This window comes from Serratia sp. CoH_122_TC_1, assembly GCF_058191755.1.
In genome coordinates, this window is record NZ_JBXWLA010000013.1 from 1 (window position 1) to 13,366 (window position 13,366).

Sequence of the window (13,366 nt, forward strand, 5' to 3'; positions counted from 1 at the left end):
CCTACGTTCTCACCAGCACGGCCTTCGTCCAGCAGTTTGCGGAACATTTCAACGCCAGTACAGGTAGACTTAACGGTGTCTTTGATACCAACGATTTCAACTTCTTCGCCAACTTTAACGATACCGCGCTCAACACGACCGGTAACAACGGTACCACGACCGGAGATGGAGAATACGTCTTCGATTGGCAGCAGGAACGGCTTGTCGATAGCACGCTCTGGTTCTGGGATGTAAGAATCCAGGTAGCCAGCCAGCTCGATGATTTTAGCTTCCCACTCAGCTTCGCCTTCCAGTGCTTTCAGCGCTGAACCACGAACAACTGGCAGGTCATCACCAGGGAAGTCATAAGCAGACAGAAGTTCACGAACTTCCATTTCTACCAGTTCCAGCAGCTCTTCATCATCAACCATGTCGCATTTGTTCATGAATACGATGATGAAAGGAACGCCAACCTGACGACCCAGCAGGATGTGCTCACGGGTCTGTGGCATTGGGCCATCAGTCGCAGCAACAACCAGGATAGCGCCGTCCATCTGAGCAGCACCGGTGATCATGTTTTTAACGTAGTCGGCGTGCCCTGGGCAGTCAACGTGCGCGTAGTGACGAGTCGGGGTGTCATATTCAACGTGAGAAGTGTTGATGGTGATACCACGAGCTTTTTCTTCTGGCGCGTTATCGATCTGGTCGAAAGCACGTGCAGAACCGCCGTAGGTTTTAGCCAGAACGGTGGTGATTGCTGCAGTCAGGGTAGTTTTACCGTGGTCAACGTGGCCGATAGTACCAACGTTAACGTGCGGTTTGGAACGTTCAAATTTTTCTTTAGACACGGCTATATTCCTTACTCTTATGCTCTCCCCTCATGGAGAGAGCACTGATCAATGTGTTAAACCCGAAAGCTTATTTACCACGGGCTTCAATAACGGCCTGAGCGACGTTGTTCGGCGCATCATCGTACTTCAGGAACTCCATGGAGTAAGAAGCACGGCCTTTGGTCAGAGAACGCAGTTGTGTCGCGTATCCGAACATCTCGGACAACGGAACTTCAGCGTGAATCTGAACGCCAGTAGCGTTAGATTCCTGACCTTTCAGTTGACCACGACGACGGCTAAGGTCACCGATGACGTCACCAGTGTTCTCTTCCGGCGTTTCAACTTCAACCTTCATGATTGGCTCAAGCAAAACAGGTTTCGCTTTTTTAAAGCCATCTTTAAAGGCGATAGACGCGGCCAGTTTAAACGCCAATTCGGAGGAGTCAACATCATGGTAAGAACCGAAATGCAGACGCACACCGAGATCAACTACCGGATAACCGGCCAGTGGACCAGACTTAAGCTGCTCCTGGAGGCCTTTATCAACGGCAGGGATGTATTCCGTTGGGATCACACCGCCTTTAATGTCATTGATGAACTCGTAGCCTTTCGGGTTTGAGCCCGGCTCCAGTGGGTACATGTCGATAACAACATGACCGTACTGACCACGACCACCAGACTGCTTGGCGTGCTTACCTTCGATATCGGTAACTTTCGCGCGAATCGCTTCACGGTAAGCAACCTGTGGTTTACCGACGTTCGCTTCAACGTTGAATTCACGCTTCATGCGGTCAACGATGATGTCGAGGTGCAGCTCACCCATACCTGCGATGATAGTCTGGTTAGTTTCTTCGTCAGTCCAAACGCGGAATGATGGATCTTCTTTAGCCAGACGACCCAGAGCCAGACCCATTTTTTCTTGGTCAGCTTTGGTTTTTGGTTCTACCGCGATAGAAATTACCGGCTCAGGGAATTCCATACGCTCCAGAATGATCACATTGTCTGGATCACACAGAGTGTCACCGGTAGTCACGTTCTTCAGGCCGATTGCCGCAGCAATGTCGCCCGCGCGAACTTCTTTGATCTCTTCACGTTTGTTCGCATGCATCTGAACGATACGGCCCAGACGCTCGCGATCCGCCTTCACGGAGTTCAGTACGGTGTCACCGGAGTTAACCACACCTGAGTACACGCGGAAGAAGGTCAAGTTACCTACGAACGGGTCGGTAGCGATTTTGAACGCCAGCGCAGCGAACGGCTCATCATCGGTAGAGTGACGAACAGCTGGAGTATCTTTACCGTCATCCAGCATACCGTTGATTGCAGCAACGTCAGTAGGAGCTGGCAGGTAATCAATTACCGCATCCAGCATCGCCTGTACGCCTTTGTTCTTAAATGCAGAACCACAAGTCACCAAGATGATTTCGTTGTTCAGCACGCGCTGACGCAGAGCTTTCTTGATTTCTTCCTCGGTCAGCTCATCGCCGCCCAAGTATTTGTCCATCAGCTCATCTGAAGCTTCCGCTGCAGATTCAACCAGGTTCTGGTGCCATTCAGCAGCCAGTTCTTGCATGTCTGCAGGGATCTCTTCGTATTCGAAGGTCACGCCAGCATCAGCTTCGTTCCAGTTGATAGCTTTCATTTTCACCAGGTCAACAACACCGGTGAATTTCTCTTCCGCGCCGATAGCCAGTTGCAATGGAACTGGATTCGCGCCCAGACGAGATTTGATCTGACCAACAACTTTCAGGAAGTTAGCACCCATGCGGTCCATTTTGTTAACGAACGCGATGCGTGGAACTTTGTATTTGTTAGCCTGACGCCATACGGTTTCAGACTGCGGCTGAACACCACCAACAGCACAGTAAACCATTACCGCACCATCAAGAACACGCATGGAACGTTCTACTTCGATGGTGAAGTCAACGTGCCCTGGGGTGTCGATGATGTTTACGCGGTGCGGCTCGAACTGCTTGGCCATACCAGACCAGAAAGCAGTAGTCGCTGCAGAAGTGATGGTAATACCACGCTCCTGCTCCTGTTCCATCCAGTCCATGGTGGCTGCGCCATCATGAACTTCACCGATTTTGTGGTTTACACCGGTGTAGAACAGAATACGTTCGGTAGTGGTCGTTTTACCGGCGTCGATGTGGGCGCTGATACCGATGTTACGATAGCGCTCAATGGGTGTTGTACGAGCCATTTGATTCCTCTATTGCCTTAGGCGTTCAAGTTCAGTTAACCCAAGCGGGTTGGCTTCTTGAAGCGCCCGCTTGGTTAGCATAACTACTGCGTGGCAATTACCAGCGGTAGTGGGCGAACGCCTTGTTAGCTTCGGCCATACGGTGAACGTCTTCACGTTTCTTAACAGCAGAACCTTTGTTCTCAACTGCGTCAGAAAGCTCGTTCGCCAAGCGCAAAGCCATGGATTTATCACCGCGTTTACGAGCAGCATCAACGATCCAACGCATTGCCAGAGCATTACGACGGACCGGGCGAACTTCAACTGGTACCTGATAAGTAGAACCACCAACGCGGCGAGACTTAACTTCTACAGTCGGGCGTACGTTGTCGAGAGCTACTTCGAAAGCTTCCAGGTGATCTTTACCAGAACGCTGAGCCAGGGTCTCCAGCGCGGTATAGACGATTGCTTCTGCAGTAGATTTTTTACCATCTACCATCAGGATATTTACAAATTTGGCCAACAGTTCGGATCCGAACTTAGGATCTGGAAGGATTTTACGTTGGCCGATTACGCGACGACGTGGCATGGAAATACTCCGTTGTTAATTCAGGATTGTCCAAAACTCTACGAGTTTATTTTGACATTAAAGTGAAAATGTTTGGCCTTACTTAACGGAGAACCATTAAGCCTTTGGCTTCTTCACGCCGTACTTGGAACGAGCTTGCTTACGGTCTTTAACGCCGGAGCAGTCAAGTGCACCACGAACGGTGTGGTAACGCACACCTGGCAAGTCTTTTACACGACCGCCACGGATCAGGATCACGGAGTGTTCCTGCAGGTTATGACCTTCACCGCCGATGTAGGAGGTAACTTCAAAACCGTTAGTCAAACGCACACGGCATACTTTACGCAGTGCGGAGTTTGGTTTCTTAGGAGTGGTGGTATATACGCGAGTACATACGCCACGTTTCTGCGGGCAGGCTTCCAGCGCTGGAACGTTGCTTTTAGCAGCCTTCACAGAGCGTGGTTTGCGTACCAGCTGATTAATTGTTGCCATTAAAAAGCTCCTGGTTTTTGCTTCGTTTGTTGCTTCGTAAACATGTGATAAATCCCCCCGTATGCACTACTGGCAAAGTACGGGACGCAGAATTTTATGGCTGAGCAGTTGAGGTGTCAAGAAATATACAACATTACTCTCATCACCAAGCCATTTGGCTGCGGTGTTTTTCGGTTAATTCGACGAAATGATTATAGCCGACAACAGTAATATTGTGCGAAAAATGACCAACCAATCCTCTGGCTTCCAGGTCGTTCTGCAGCGCATAAAGGGATATGGGGGCGCTGAGTAGCAATTCAAGGTGCGCGCTGCCAGCCAAGCCAGCCAGCACGCCATCTTGCAACAACAGCAAGTCATCACCTGGGGCAGTTAAGCGCAGCAATGCTGGCAAATCACATTGTGTGGGGGAACGGCTAAGGGTATACAGCATCAGGATTTCCTAAAAAGTCATCACCACGTCATAGCTGGCCAACTGCAGGCGCAACGCATCCGGTGGCAGTATTTCAGCATCCAATACCCAGTCGGTCACCTGACCCAAACCGCGTTCCTGTAAGGATGCCTGGCACAGATAGCATTGCTCAACGTCATACAACGGCAACACGCCGAAGGTCGCAATGTAATTACGCGCCAGAATTTTTTCCGGCTGCTGCCCTGGCAAAAGCTGCAGTACGCCGTCGCCAATAAAAAACACACCCACCTCTTCGCTCAACGCAGACGTGGCCAGCAATGCATCCAGCCCTTCCCTGCCACCGGCACTACCATGAGGACTCTGGGTAAAAACAAAAGCGACTCGTTTCATAAACTCTCTCAGAACTGCACCAAGCGGTCACAGCTCAGCGAAGCCTCCGCCAATGACCCCAGCCCGCTGAGGATGAAACCCGGCTGAAGATTAGCGGTAGCCAGCCCTTGCTGCGCAGCCTCTTGCTCGTCGGTCACTCCACGTCGCAGCGCGGCTGCCACACAGACATTGAGCGCAATACCGTGCTGTTGCGCCAGTTGCGTCCAGCACCGTACCAAATCGAACTCATCACCGGCCGGTGCCGTCAGTTGATTGGCGTTCAATACGCCTTCACGGTAAAAAAACACGCTGGAAAGGCGGTGCCCTTTAGCTAAAAGGGCAAGTGCAAACTGATAGGCACTGCTAGCCTGCTGGGTGCCATACGCCGGGCCAGTGACCAAAAGACAGTAATCCAGCATCAACGTTCGGTTCCCAACAGATCGCCGCTTTTGAACTGGCGAATGTACAAGTACACCGTGTGTTTGGAGATATTCAGCCGATCCGCCACCTGGTTGATCGCATCCTTGATATCAAAAATACCCTTCTCGTAGAGGTTCAGTACCACCTGGCGATTTTTCGCGTTGTTGGAGACAGTGCGATCGGCATTCACTTCTTCAATGGTGAACTCCAGCGTTTGCGCCACCAAGTCGTCAACGGAGGACGCAAAGTTGACCGACGGGGCAACATCTTGCGTTTCCGGTGGCATGAAGGTCTGCATGACCTGGGAGAAGGGAACATCGAGGTTCATGTTAATGCACAGCAAGCCAATCACTCGCTGCTCGCGATTGCGAATGGCGATAGTTACCGACTTCATCAGCACGCCGCTCTTGGCGCGGGTAAAATAGGCTTTCGACACGCTGCTATCGTCACCCGCCATGTCGTGCAGCATACGCAGCGCCAGGTCAGTGATCGGCGAACCGATTTGCCGACCGGTATGTTCGCCGTTAGCAATGCGCACCGCAGAGCATTTCAAATCTTCCAGTGCGTGCAGCACAATTTCGCAATGCCCGCCGATTAACATCGCCAGGCCATCAACAACGGCTTCGTAAGACTTCAGAATTTCATGATCCGTCTGAGTAAACGGACGTTCATTCAGCAAATCAAGTTCGCTGGCTTCGCTGGATAAAAGCGAATTAGACATCGAAAATACCACCCTCAAAGATCGCCTGTGCCAGGGGGCGCAGCTAAAACTGCTCGTGCAGGCTGCTTTCCACAGGCGGCGCACCCTTGTGATAAAACAGGGTGGGCTGGCTGATATCAGTCTGAAACAGCACGACGAACGTCCGCAGGCCGAAACGACCAGGAACAGTTTTAGATACACGCCCTAAGGGGCAGGCGCATGACTTATAAGCCCGGATTATTAGTCTAGCAAAACAACCAGAGTAAAATCCTTGCGTTTGCGCGTGGTATTGACGTTAAGCCCGATGCCCGGCAGGCGTCAAGCGATCAGTGGGTAAGGCGTGAAAGTGGCACGTAATTGGGTGTGCTAAAATAAAGCCGCCGCGAAGAATATTCGCGGCGGTGAGGTACTCAGACAGGCTTATTGCGCTTTAGCATCAGCCGCTGCGTCAGCGGGCTTCTCTGCCTTAGCGTCTGCTTTTGGTGCCGCTTTCACGTCCAGCAGCTCAACGTCGAATACCAGGGTGGAGTTAGCCGGGATGCCCGGAACGCCAGTTTTACCATAGGCCAGTGCCGGTGGGATAACCAGCTTGATTTTGCCGCCTTTCTTGATGTGTTTCAGGCCTTCAGTCCAACCTGGGATCACACCGTCCAAACGGAACGACAGCGGCTCGCCACGGGTGTATGAGTTGTCGAACTCAGTGCCGTCGGTCAGGGTGCCTTTGTAGTTCACCACAACGGTATCGCTGTCTTTAGGCGCAGCACCGGCACCTGGTTTTTCTACCTGATACAGCAGGCCAGATTCAGTTTTCTTCACGCCTTTTTCTTTAGCGAAGGTGTCGCGGTACTTAGTGCCTTTCGCTTCGTTATCTTTCGCGTCCTGCTCCATCTTCGCCTGGGCGGAAGCCTTCACGCGTGCTTCAAAGCTCTGCAGCGTTTTTTCGATATCTGCGTCGTTCAGTTTGCTCTTGTTAGCAAAAGCGTCTTGAACGCCTGAGATCAACTGGTCTTTATCCAGTTTAATGCCAAGCTTTTCTTGTTCTTTCAGCGAGTTGTCCATGTAACGACCCAGTGATGCACCCAGTGCGTAAGCCGCTTGTTCGTCATCATTCTTGAACTTGCCAGTGCTTGGCGCCGCGTCAGCAGGTTTCGCCGCTTCTGCCGGTTTAGCTGCATCCGCAGCCATGACGTGGGTCGCATTCAGAGCAAAAGCCATGGTGGTTGCCAGAAGCGTGACTTTAAACAAAGATTTCATCCATTTCTCCAGTGTCTGAAGCGGTGCCCCAAACAATCATTAAGTAAGATAACCGGGCTACTATAGCTGTCCGAAAGAAAACAAAACAGTCACACAGGTAACCAATCGAGTCAAAGTGTGACTCCCGCTTTAAACAGAAGTTTCGTTTAATGTGCTACCCGCATGATAAATCAGATTTTTCTTTCATCTCGCAGCGCAACAGTAACAAATACCGTCAAAGCAAGCGCTCTATTTTTCAGCACTTTACACAGGCCCGCCACGCTTTCGTGAAGTTGCCTCACGGAGCGGGTGAAATAGCACAGCGCAAAGCCAGCGGCAGCTGTTAACATAGTGTCAGATCCAGGATTAAACCGTGTCAGAGGTAGCATCATGCACAACGCCGATACCCAAAGCCTGTTAATGCGGCTTGAAGAGCTGGAAAGCCGCCAGGCCTTTCAGGAAGTCACCATCGAAGAACTCAACCAAACGGTGGTACAACACCAGCTTGAAATGCTGAAATTGCAGGACCACCTGCGCGTTCTGACCGACAAACTGCGTTCGACCCAAACGTCGATGATCGCCTCACAGTCGGAAGAAACGCCGCCGCCACATTATTGACAGACCATAAAAAAGGCAGCCCCAGGGCCGCCTTTTTTTTGCCGTTACTGCGCTGCGATTAGTGGCAGCCGCAACCGCCGTTACCGCAACCGCCTTTCTTAGCCTGATCCTGGCCATGCGCGTGGTCATGGTCGTGATCGTGGCCATGGCCGCCGCAGCAACCTTCACCGTGTTCGTGGTGATGATCGTGCTCGCCGTGTACGTGACCGTGCGCCAGTTCTTCAGCAGTAGCTTCGCGAATCGCGACAACTTCTACATTGAAGTTCAGGTTCTGGCCAGCCAGCATGTGGTTGCCGTCAACCACGACGTGATCGCCGTCCACTTCGGTGATTTCGACTGGAACTGGACCCTGATCGGTATCAGCCAGGAAACGCATGCCAACTTCCAACTCGTCAACGCCCATAAAGACGTCTTTAGGCACGCGCTGCACCAGGTTTTCGTCGTAGTTGCCGTACGCATCGTTAGCGCCAACATTCACGTCAAAACGATCGCCAGCTTCGTGGCCTTCGAGTGCTTTTTCCAGACCTGCGATCAGAGAACCATGCCCGTGCAGATAGTCCAGCGGCGCACTCACCGGAGACTCATCAACCAACACACCGTCTTCTGTACGTACTTGATAAGCCAGGCTGACCACCAAGTCTTTTGCTACTTTCATGATATCTCCTACCGTTAGACACTTGGCGCAACTGTCTTTGGGCTACGCCTTAACCGGACAGATTGTATCGGAAATCTGCCCCGCTGTACCCTCCAGCATAAAAAAACGCGCCCGATAACGCTACTCAGGATGGAAAATACCGATCACCTGCTCCTGCGGCCTCACGTGTTTTGCGACCTGCTCTTCGGTCTGTCGCTGATGGTGACCACACTTAACGCACTCGACCACTTCAACCTGGTCTTCGCGCCAAACGGCCAGCGTATCCATGGCTTTGCAGCTTGGGCAAACGGCTCCGGCAATAAATCTTTTGCGTGTTGCAGACATCTCAGTGCTCCAAATTATTCGTATTCATCCCAGCCGTCGAACTGGCGACTCTCTTTTTGCATTTCTCGGTGGAAAAGTTCTTCCAGCTCGCGCCGCGCTTCTTTCACGCGGGAAATCTGCGCCACATCGCCGTGATGTGGTGGCATCAGCTCACGTAGCATCCGCATATCCAACCGACGGAAGTGTTGCTGAGCACGATAGGCCTGATGCGGATGCATGCCCTGCTCCATTAGCGCTTTGCGCCCCAGTTCCAAGGCACTGGAGAAGGTTTCACGAGTAAACTGCTTGACCCCCGCCTGCAATAATTCGTGCGCCTCCACGCGACCACGTGCACGCGCCAAAATGCTCAGTTCGGGAAAATGCTGCTGACACAGGCGCACAATTTCCATCGTGTCCTCCGGCTCATTACAGGTGATCACAATCGACTTGGCCTTCGCTGCCCCGGCTGCCCGCAGCAATTCCAGCTCGGTGGCGTCACCGTAATACACCTTATAACCGTAGCGGCGCAGCACACCGACGGCGCTGACGTCCCGTTCCAATACGGTAATACGCATCTTATTGGCCATCAGCAGCCGGCCGATCACCTGACCAAAACGCCCGAAGCCGACGATAATCACCTGCGGATCGTCATCTTCCACGTACGGCGTCTCTTCGTCTTCGTCCTTGGCGTTGTAACGGCGTACCAAAATACGGTCGATAATCTGCATCAGTAACGGCGTAGTCATCATCGACAACGTTACTACCACCAACAGCAATGCAAGCTGATCGGGCTGCAAGACCTTCTGTGCACCCGCGGCCGAAAACAGCACGAAGGCAAATTCCCCACCTTGGCTAAGCACGCCGGCAAACTGCAAACGCACGGAACTGCGCAGCCCAAAAATACGCGACAGTGTATAAAGCACGCCTGACTTGATCGTCACCAGCACCACAACACCGAGCAACACTTCGACCAAATGGGTATAGAGTACGCCGATATTTAACGCCATGCCCACCGAGATAAAAAACAGCCCCAGTAACAGCCCTTTGAACGGCTCGATGGCGATTTCCAACTCATGGCGATATTCACTTTCCGCCAGCAGCACACCCGCGATAAAGGTGCCAAGCGCCATCGACAGGCCAAGCGCATCCATAAACAACGCGGCCCCGAGCACCACCAACAATGCGGCGGCAGTAAAGATCTCACGCACTCCAGAAGAAGCGATGTAGCGGAACAGTGGCCGCAGCAGGAAACGCCCACCGATCAGCATGCCGCCGAACGCCGCAACCTTGAGTGCAATTTGTGCCCAATCGTCACTGCTACCACCGGCACCGGCCAAAATCGGGATCAGGGCCAGCGCCGGGATCACCGCCATATCCTGGAACAACAACACCGAGAATCCCAGTTGCCCGCCCTCATTGCGGTTCATACCTTTTTCGCGCATTAATTGCAGCGCCATGGCCGTTGAAGACATCGCCAGTCCTATGCCCCCAATCACAGCGGCCTGCCAAGCGAAATGGGTAAGGTAGAGCAACGCCCCCAGTACAGCGGCGGTAATCAGCACTTGTCCCGCGCCGACACCAAAAATGGAACGCCGCAGCTCCCACAGCTTGCTCGGGTTCAGTTCCAGCCCGATGATAAACATCAGGAACACCACACCCAACTCGGAAAAGTGCAGGATCTCGTCAACGTCGCGAATGAAGCCCAGCCCCCAGGGGCCGATGGCAATGCCGGCGATCAGGTAGCCCAATACGGCGCCAATCCCTAACCGGCGGGCGATCGGTACCGTAACCACCGCGGCGAACAGAAACAGTAAAATTGCGGTCAATAAGGCGGAGCCTTCCATGTTCATCTCCCTCCCTGTGGCAGCGGATGACGCAACCAGTCACCGTACGCGGCAGCATGGCTTTCCAGCACCTCTGGTTTCTGCCTGCGTGCCCAATACACCAGCATCGGCGTCATCCAGTGCATGTGGCACATGGCGGCGGTCAGTTCGAATGGCCGCAAAATATCTTCCATCGGATAACGGTTATAGCCGCCAGTACGGTAGGCACCCTCAGGCTCACCGGTGGTGATCACCGAACGCCAATACTTTCCCGTCAGCGCATTGCCACCGATACCGCTGGCAAAGCCGCGCGACAGCACGCGATCCAACCATTCTTTCAGCAGGGCCGGGCAACTGTAGGTATAGAGAGGATGTTGAAAAACAATGACCTGGTGTTCACGCAGCAATTGTTGTTCGTGGTGAATATCAATAAAAAAATCAGGATAGTGCGCGTATAAATCGTGCACGGTGACATGTTCCAACTGCTGCGCCGGTCGAAGCAAAACCCGATTCGCTACCGAGTCCTGGGATTCCGGATGGGCATACAGCAGCAAGACCTTCGGCGGCTGTGACATCATTCCCCTCCAAAGCGTCGTCAGAGTAGCGGTTTTCCGTTACCATGGTCCGCAAAGACTAATAATAGGACAGCATACCCGTCGCTTTTCAAACTGCAGCGGTGCTACCTGCGTGCGTTAACCCCAGCCACTTACCTTAGTAGCTCCTGGGATAAACGCCCTTGTCGCCTGGCTGCAACGTGAAATTCATAGGGCATATAAGGCCTGTTAATTTAGAATCACCTCAATTTAACATACTCTGAACATACGGCGCTTTATGATTGTATTCTCCTCGCTACAAATCCGACGCGGCACCCGCGTCCTGTTGGACAACGCCACGGCGACGGTTAATCCAGGTCAGAAGGTCGGTCTGGTGGGAAAAAACGGCTGCGGAAAATCAACGCTGCTGTCATTGCTGAAAGGCGAAATGACCGCAGACGGCGGCAGCTACACCTTCCCAAGTAACTGGGCTTTGGCCTGGGTAAATCAGGAAACCCCTGCGCTGGATGTACCGGCGCTTGAGTATGTGATCGACGGCGACCGTGAGTTCCGCCAACTTGAAGCCGAATTGCAGTTGGCAAACGAAAAAAACGACGGCCACGCCATCGCCACACTGCACGGTAAACTTGACGCACTCGACGCCTGGACCATTCGCTCACGCGCCGCCAGCCTGCTGCATGGCCTGGGCTTTTCCAACGAGCAGTTACTCAATCCGGTTCGCGCCTTCTCAGGCGGCTGGCGCATGCGTTTGAACCTGGCGCAGGCGCTGGTCTGTCGCTCAGACTTACTGCTGCTCGATGAACCGACTAACCACTTGGATCTGGATGCGGTGATCTGGCTGGAACGCTGGTTGAAGGGTTATCAAGGTACGCTGGTGCTGATTTCGCATGACCGTGACTTCCTTGATCCTATCGTCGATAAAATCCTGCACATTGAGCAAGAAACCATCAACGAATATACCGGCAATTACTCCTCATTCGAACGCCAACGCTCGACCAAATTGGCACAGCAACAAGCGCTGTACCAGACCCAGCAGGAGAAAGTGGCGCATCTGCAAAGTTACATTGATCGCTTCCGGGCACAGGCGACCAAAGCCAAGCAGGCGCAGAGCCGTATCAAAATGCTCGAACGTATGGAGCTGATTGCGCCGGCCCACGTCGATAACCCGTTCAGTTTCAGCTTCCGTCAGCCAGAAAGCCTGCCAAACCCTTTGCTACGTATGGAAAAGGTCAGCGCGGGTTACGGCGACAAAGTGATCCTGAAATCGATCAAGCTGAACCTGGTACCCGGCTCGCGTATCGGCCTGCTGGGCCGCAATGGGGCAGGTAAATCCACGCTGATCAAAATGCTGGCCGGCTCGCTGGAGCCACTGAGCGGTGAGATTGGTCTGGCGAAGGGCATCAAGCTGGGTTACTTCGCCCAGCATCAGTTGGAGTTTTTGCGCGCCGACGAATCCCCCTTGCAACATCTGAGCCGTATAGCACCCCGAGTGCTGGAACAACAACTGCGCGACTATCTGGGCGGTTTTGGTTTCCAGGGCGATAAGGTCACCGAGGTCACCGAGCGCTTCTCCGGCGGCGAAAAGGCACGACTGGTACTGGCCTTGATTGTCTGGCAGCGCCCTAACCTGCTGCTGCTCGATGAACCCACTAACCACTTGGACCTGGACATGCGCCAGGCGCTCACCGAAGCGTTAATCGACTTCGAAGGCGCGTTGGTTGTGGTATCGCACGACCGTCACCTGTTGCGCTCCACCACAGACGATCTCTATCTGGTGCATGATGGCCAGGTCGAGGTGTTCGAAGGCGATCTTGACGACTATCAGCAATGGCTGAGCGACCTGCAACGGCAGGAAAACCAGCAAGATGCGCCAGACAAAGAAAACAACGCCAACAGCGCACAGGCACGTAAAGATCAGAAACGCCGCGAGGCCGAATTCCGCACCCAAACCCAGCCGCTGCGCAAGCAGATCGCCAAGTTGGAACTGCAGATGGAAAAACTGGGTGCCGAACTGACGGCGATAGAAGAGAAACTGGCGGACTCGGCACTGTACGACATCAGCCGTAAAGCTGAGCTGACTGAATGCCTGCAAAAACAAAGCCAAACCAAATCCGCACTGGAAGAGACGGAAATGACCTGGCTGGATGCGCAAGAGCAGTTGGAAAGCCTGGCCCAGGAATTTGAATCTTAACATTCAAGGCCGCTATCGTTATCGGAGAATGCCTGTGCGG

16 protein-coding genes are annotated in these 13,366 nt (G+C 53.1%); 2 read left to right on the forward strand and 14 right to left on the reverse strand.

Annotated elements, in window-relative coordinates; translation table 11 throughout:
* From tuf to AC2FC2_RS17005, 10 genes are all read right to left on the reverse strand, one after another.
* A partial coding sequence (gene tuf / locus AC2FC2_RS16960; protein ID WP_490659595.1) for an elongation factor Tu occupies window positions 1–827 on the reverse strand: 827 nt, incomplete at its 3' end.
* A 70-nt stretch (window positions 828–897) separates the two neighbouring features.
* On the reverse strand, window positions 898–3,012 hold the full coding sequence (gene fusA, locus AC2FC2_RS16965; protein WP_209639060.1) for an elongation factor G: 2,115 nt from the start codon (window positions 3,010–3,012) through the stop codon (window positions 898–900).
* 97 nt (window positions 3,013–3,109) lie between these two features.
* Complete coding sequence (gene rpsG, locus AC2FC2_RS16970; protein WP_012147229.1) at window positions 3,110–3,580, reverse strand: 30S ribosomal protein S7; 471 nt, start codon at window positions 3,578–3,580, stop codon at window positions 3,110–3,112.
* Window positions 3,581–3,676: 96 nt separating this feature from the next.
* Window positions 3,677–4,051, reverse strand: coding sequence for a 30S ribosomal protein S12 (gene rpsL / locus AC2FC2_RS16975; protein WP_004930426.1), 375 nt, complete (start codon window positions 4,049–4,051; stop codon window positions 3,677–3,679).
* 142 nt (window positions 4,052–4,193) lie between these two features.
* The gene (tusB, locus tag AC2FC2_RS16980) at window positions 4,194–4,481 is read right to left on the reverse strand and encodes a sulfurtransferase complex subunit TusB (RefSeq protein ID WP_209639062.1); all 288 of its coding nucleotides are present in this window, start codon (window positions 4,479–4,481) and stop codon (window positions 4,194–4,196) included.
* Window positions 4,482–4,490: 9 nt separating this feature from the next.
* Window positions 4,491–4,850: a sulfurtransferase complex subunit TusC gene (tusC, locus tag AC2FC2_RS16985; protein ID WP_265556007.1), complete on the reverse strand. Its 360-nt coding sequence runs from the start codon at window positions 4,848–4,850 to the stop codon at window positions 4,491–4,493.
* Between the two features lie 8 nt (window positions 4,851–4,858).
* A complete protein-coding gene (tusD, locus tag AC2FC2_RS16990; RefSeq protein WP_404760850.1) occupies window positions 4,859–5,248 on the reverse strand; it encodes a sulfurtransferase complex subunit TusD in 390 nt (129 codons plus the stop codon).
* Window positions 5,248–5,970: a helix-turn-helix transcriptional regulator gene (locus AC2FC2_RS16995; RefSeq protein WP_209639066.1), complete on the reverse strand. Its 723-nt coding sequence runs from the start codon at window positions 5,968–5,970 to the stop codon at window positions 5,248–5,250. The genes tusD and AC2FC2_RS16995 overlap by 1 nt, the downstream gene beginning before the upstream one ends.
* A 399-nt stretch (window positions 5,971–6,369) precedes the next feature.
* Window positions 6,370–7,203, reverse strand: a complete 834-nt coding sequence (gene fkpA / locus AC2FC2_RS17000; protein ID WP_209639069.1) for an FKBP-type peptidyl-prolyl cis-trans isomerase — start codon at window positions 7,201–7,203, stop codon at window positions 6,370–6,372.
* A 170-nt stretch (window positions 7,204–7,373) separates the two neighbouring features.
* Window positions 7,374–7,532, reverse strand: coding sequence for a hypothetical protein (locus AC2FC2_RS17005; protein WP_490659596.1), 159 nt, complete (start codon window positions 7,530–7,532; stop codon window positions 7,374–7,376).
* A gap of 40 nt (window positions 7,533–7,572) precedes the next feature.
* Here AC2FC2_RS17005 and AC2FC2_RS17010 point away from each other — a divergent pair, with 40 nt between their 5' ends.
* The gene (locus AC2FC2_RS17010; RefSeq protein ID WP_209639071.1) at window positions 7,573–7,800 is read left to right on the forward strand and encodes a SlyX family protein; all 228 of its coding nucleotides are present in this window, start codon (window positions 7,573–7,575) and stop codon (window positions 7,798–7,800) included.
* 58 nt (window positions 7,801–7,858) lie between these two features.
* On the opposite strand, the gene slyD is transcribed toward AC2FC2_RS17010, so the two are convergent.
* The 4 genes from slyD to kefG form a co-directional block, all read right to left on the reverse strand.
* Complete coding sequence (gene slyD / locus AC2FC2_RS17015) at window positions 7,859–8,455, reverse strand: peptidylprolyl isomerase (RefSeq protein WP_209639073.1); 597 nt, start codon at window positions 8,453–8,455, stop codon at window positions 7,859–7,861.
* Window positions 8,456–8,575: 120 nt separating this feature from the next.
* On the reverse strand, window positions 8,576–8,779 hold the full coding sequence (locus AC2FC2_RS17020; protein WP_209639075.1) for a YheV family putative zinc ribbon protein: 204 nt from the start codon (window positions 8,777–8,779) through the stop codon (window positions 8,576–8,578).
* 14 nt (window positions 8,780–8,793) lie between these two features.
* Entirely contained in the window at window positions 8,794–10,602 is a 1,809-nt protein-coding gene (gene kefB, locus AC2FC2_RS17025) for a glutathione-regulated potassium-efflux system protein KefB (RefSeq protein WP_209639077.1), read from the reverse strand.
* Between the two features lie 2 nt (window positions 10,603–10,604).
* Complete coding sequence (gene kefG, locus AC2FC2_RS17030) at window positions 10,605–11,156, reverse strand: glutathione-regulated potassium-efflux system ancillary protein KefG (RefSeq protein ID WP_209639452.1); 552 nt, start codon at window positions 11,154–11,156, stop codon at window positions 10,605–10,607.
* 256 nt (window positions 11,157–11,412) lie between these two features.
* On the opposite strand from kefG, the gene AC2FC2_RS17035 reads away from it, so the two are divergent.
* A complete protein-coding gene (locus tag AC2FC2_RS17035) occupies window positions 11,413–13,326 on the forward strand; it encodes an ABC transporter ATP-binding protein (protein WP_265556008.1) in 1,914 nt (637 codons plus the stop codon).
* Window positions 13,327–13,366 lie beyond the last annotated feature (40 nt).

Excerpts from the sequence above, each read along its gene's own strand:
- fusA (WP_209639060.1), bottom strand. The coding sequence starts at position 3,012 with ATGGCTCGTACAACACCCATTGAGCGCTATCGTAACATCGGTATCAGC.
- rpsG (WP_012147229.1), bottom strand. The coding sequence starts at position 3,580 with ATGCCACGTCGTCGCGTAATCGGCCAACGTAAAATCCTTCCAGATCCT.
- rpsL (WP_004930426.1), bottom strand. The coding sequence starts at position 4,051 with ATGGCAACAATTAATCAGCTGGTACGCAAACCACGCTCTGTGAAGGCT.
- tusB (WP_209639062.1), bottom strand. The coding sequence starts at position 4,481 with ATGCTGTATACCCTTAGCCGTTCCCCCACACAATGTGATTTGCCAGCA.
- tusC (WP_265556007.1), bottom strand. The coding sequence starts at position 4,850 with ATGAAACGAGTCGCTTTTGTTTTTACCCAGAGTCCTCATGGTAGTGCC.
- tusD (WP_404760850.1), bottom strand. The coding sequence starts at position 5,248 with ATGCTGGATTACTGTCTTTTGGTCACTGGCCCGGCGTATGGCACCCAG.
- AC2FC2_RS16995 (WP_209639066.1), bottom strand. The coding sequence starts at position 5,970 with ATGTCTAATTCGCTTTTATCCAGCGAAGCCAGCGAACTTGATTTGCTG.
- fkpA (WP_209639069.1), bottom strand. The coding sequence starts at position 7,203 with ATGAAATCTTTGTTTAAAGTCACGCTTCTGGCAACCACCATGGCTTTT.
- AC2FC2_RS17005 (WP_490659596.1), bottom strand. The coding sequence starts at position 7,532 with ATGTTAACAGCTGCCGCTGGCTTTGCGCTGTGCTATTTCACCCGCTCC.
- AC2FC2_RS17010 (WP_209639071.1), top strand. The coding sequence starts at position 7,573 with ATGCACAACGCCGATACCCAAAGCCTGTTAATGCGGCTTGAAGAGCTG.
- slyD (WP_209639073.1), bottom strand. The coding sequence starts at position 8,455 with ATGAAAGTAGCAAAAGACTTGGTGGTCAGCCTGGCTTATCAAGTACGT.
- AC2FC2_RS17020 (WP_209639075.1), bottom strand. The coding sequence starts at position 8,779 with ATGTCTGCAACACGCAAAAGATTTATTGCCGGAGCCGTTTGCCCAAGC.
- kefB (WP_209639077.1), bottom strand. The coding sequence starts at position 10,602 with ATGGAAGGCTCCGCCTTATTGACCGCAATTTTACTGTTTCTGTTCGCC.
- kefG (WP_209639452.1), bottom strand. The coding sequence starts at position 11,156 with ATGTCACAGCCGCCGAAGGTCTTGCTGCTGTATGCCCATCCGGAATCC.
- AC2FC2_RS17035 (WP_265556008.1), top strand. The coding sequence starts at position 11,413 with ATGATTGTATTCTCCTCGCTACAAATCCGACGCGGCACCCGCGTCCTG.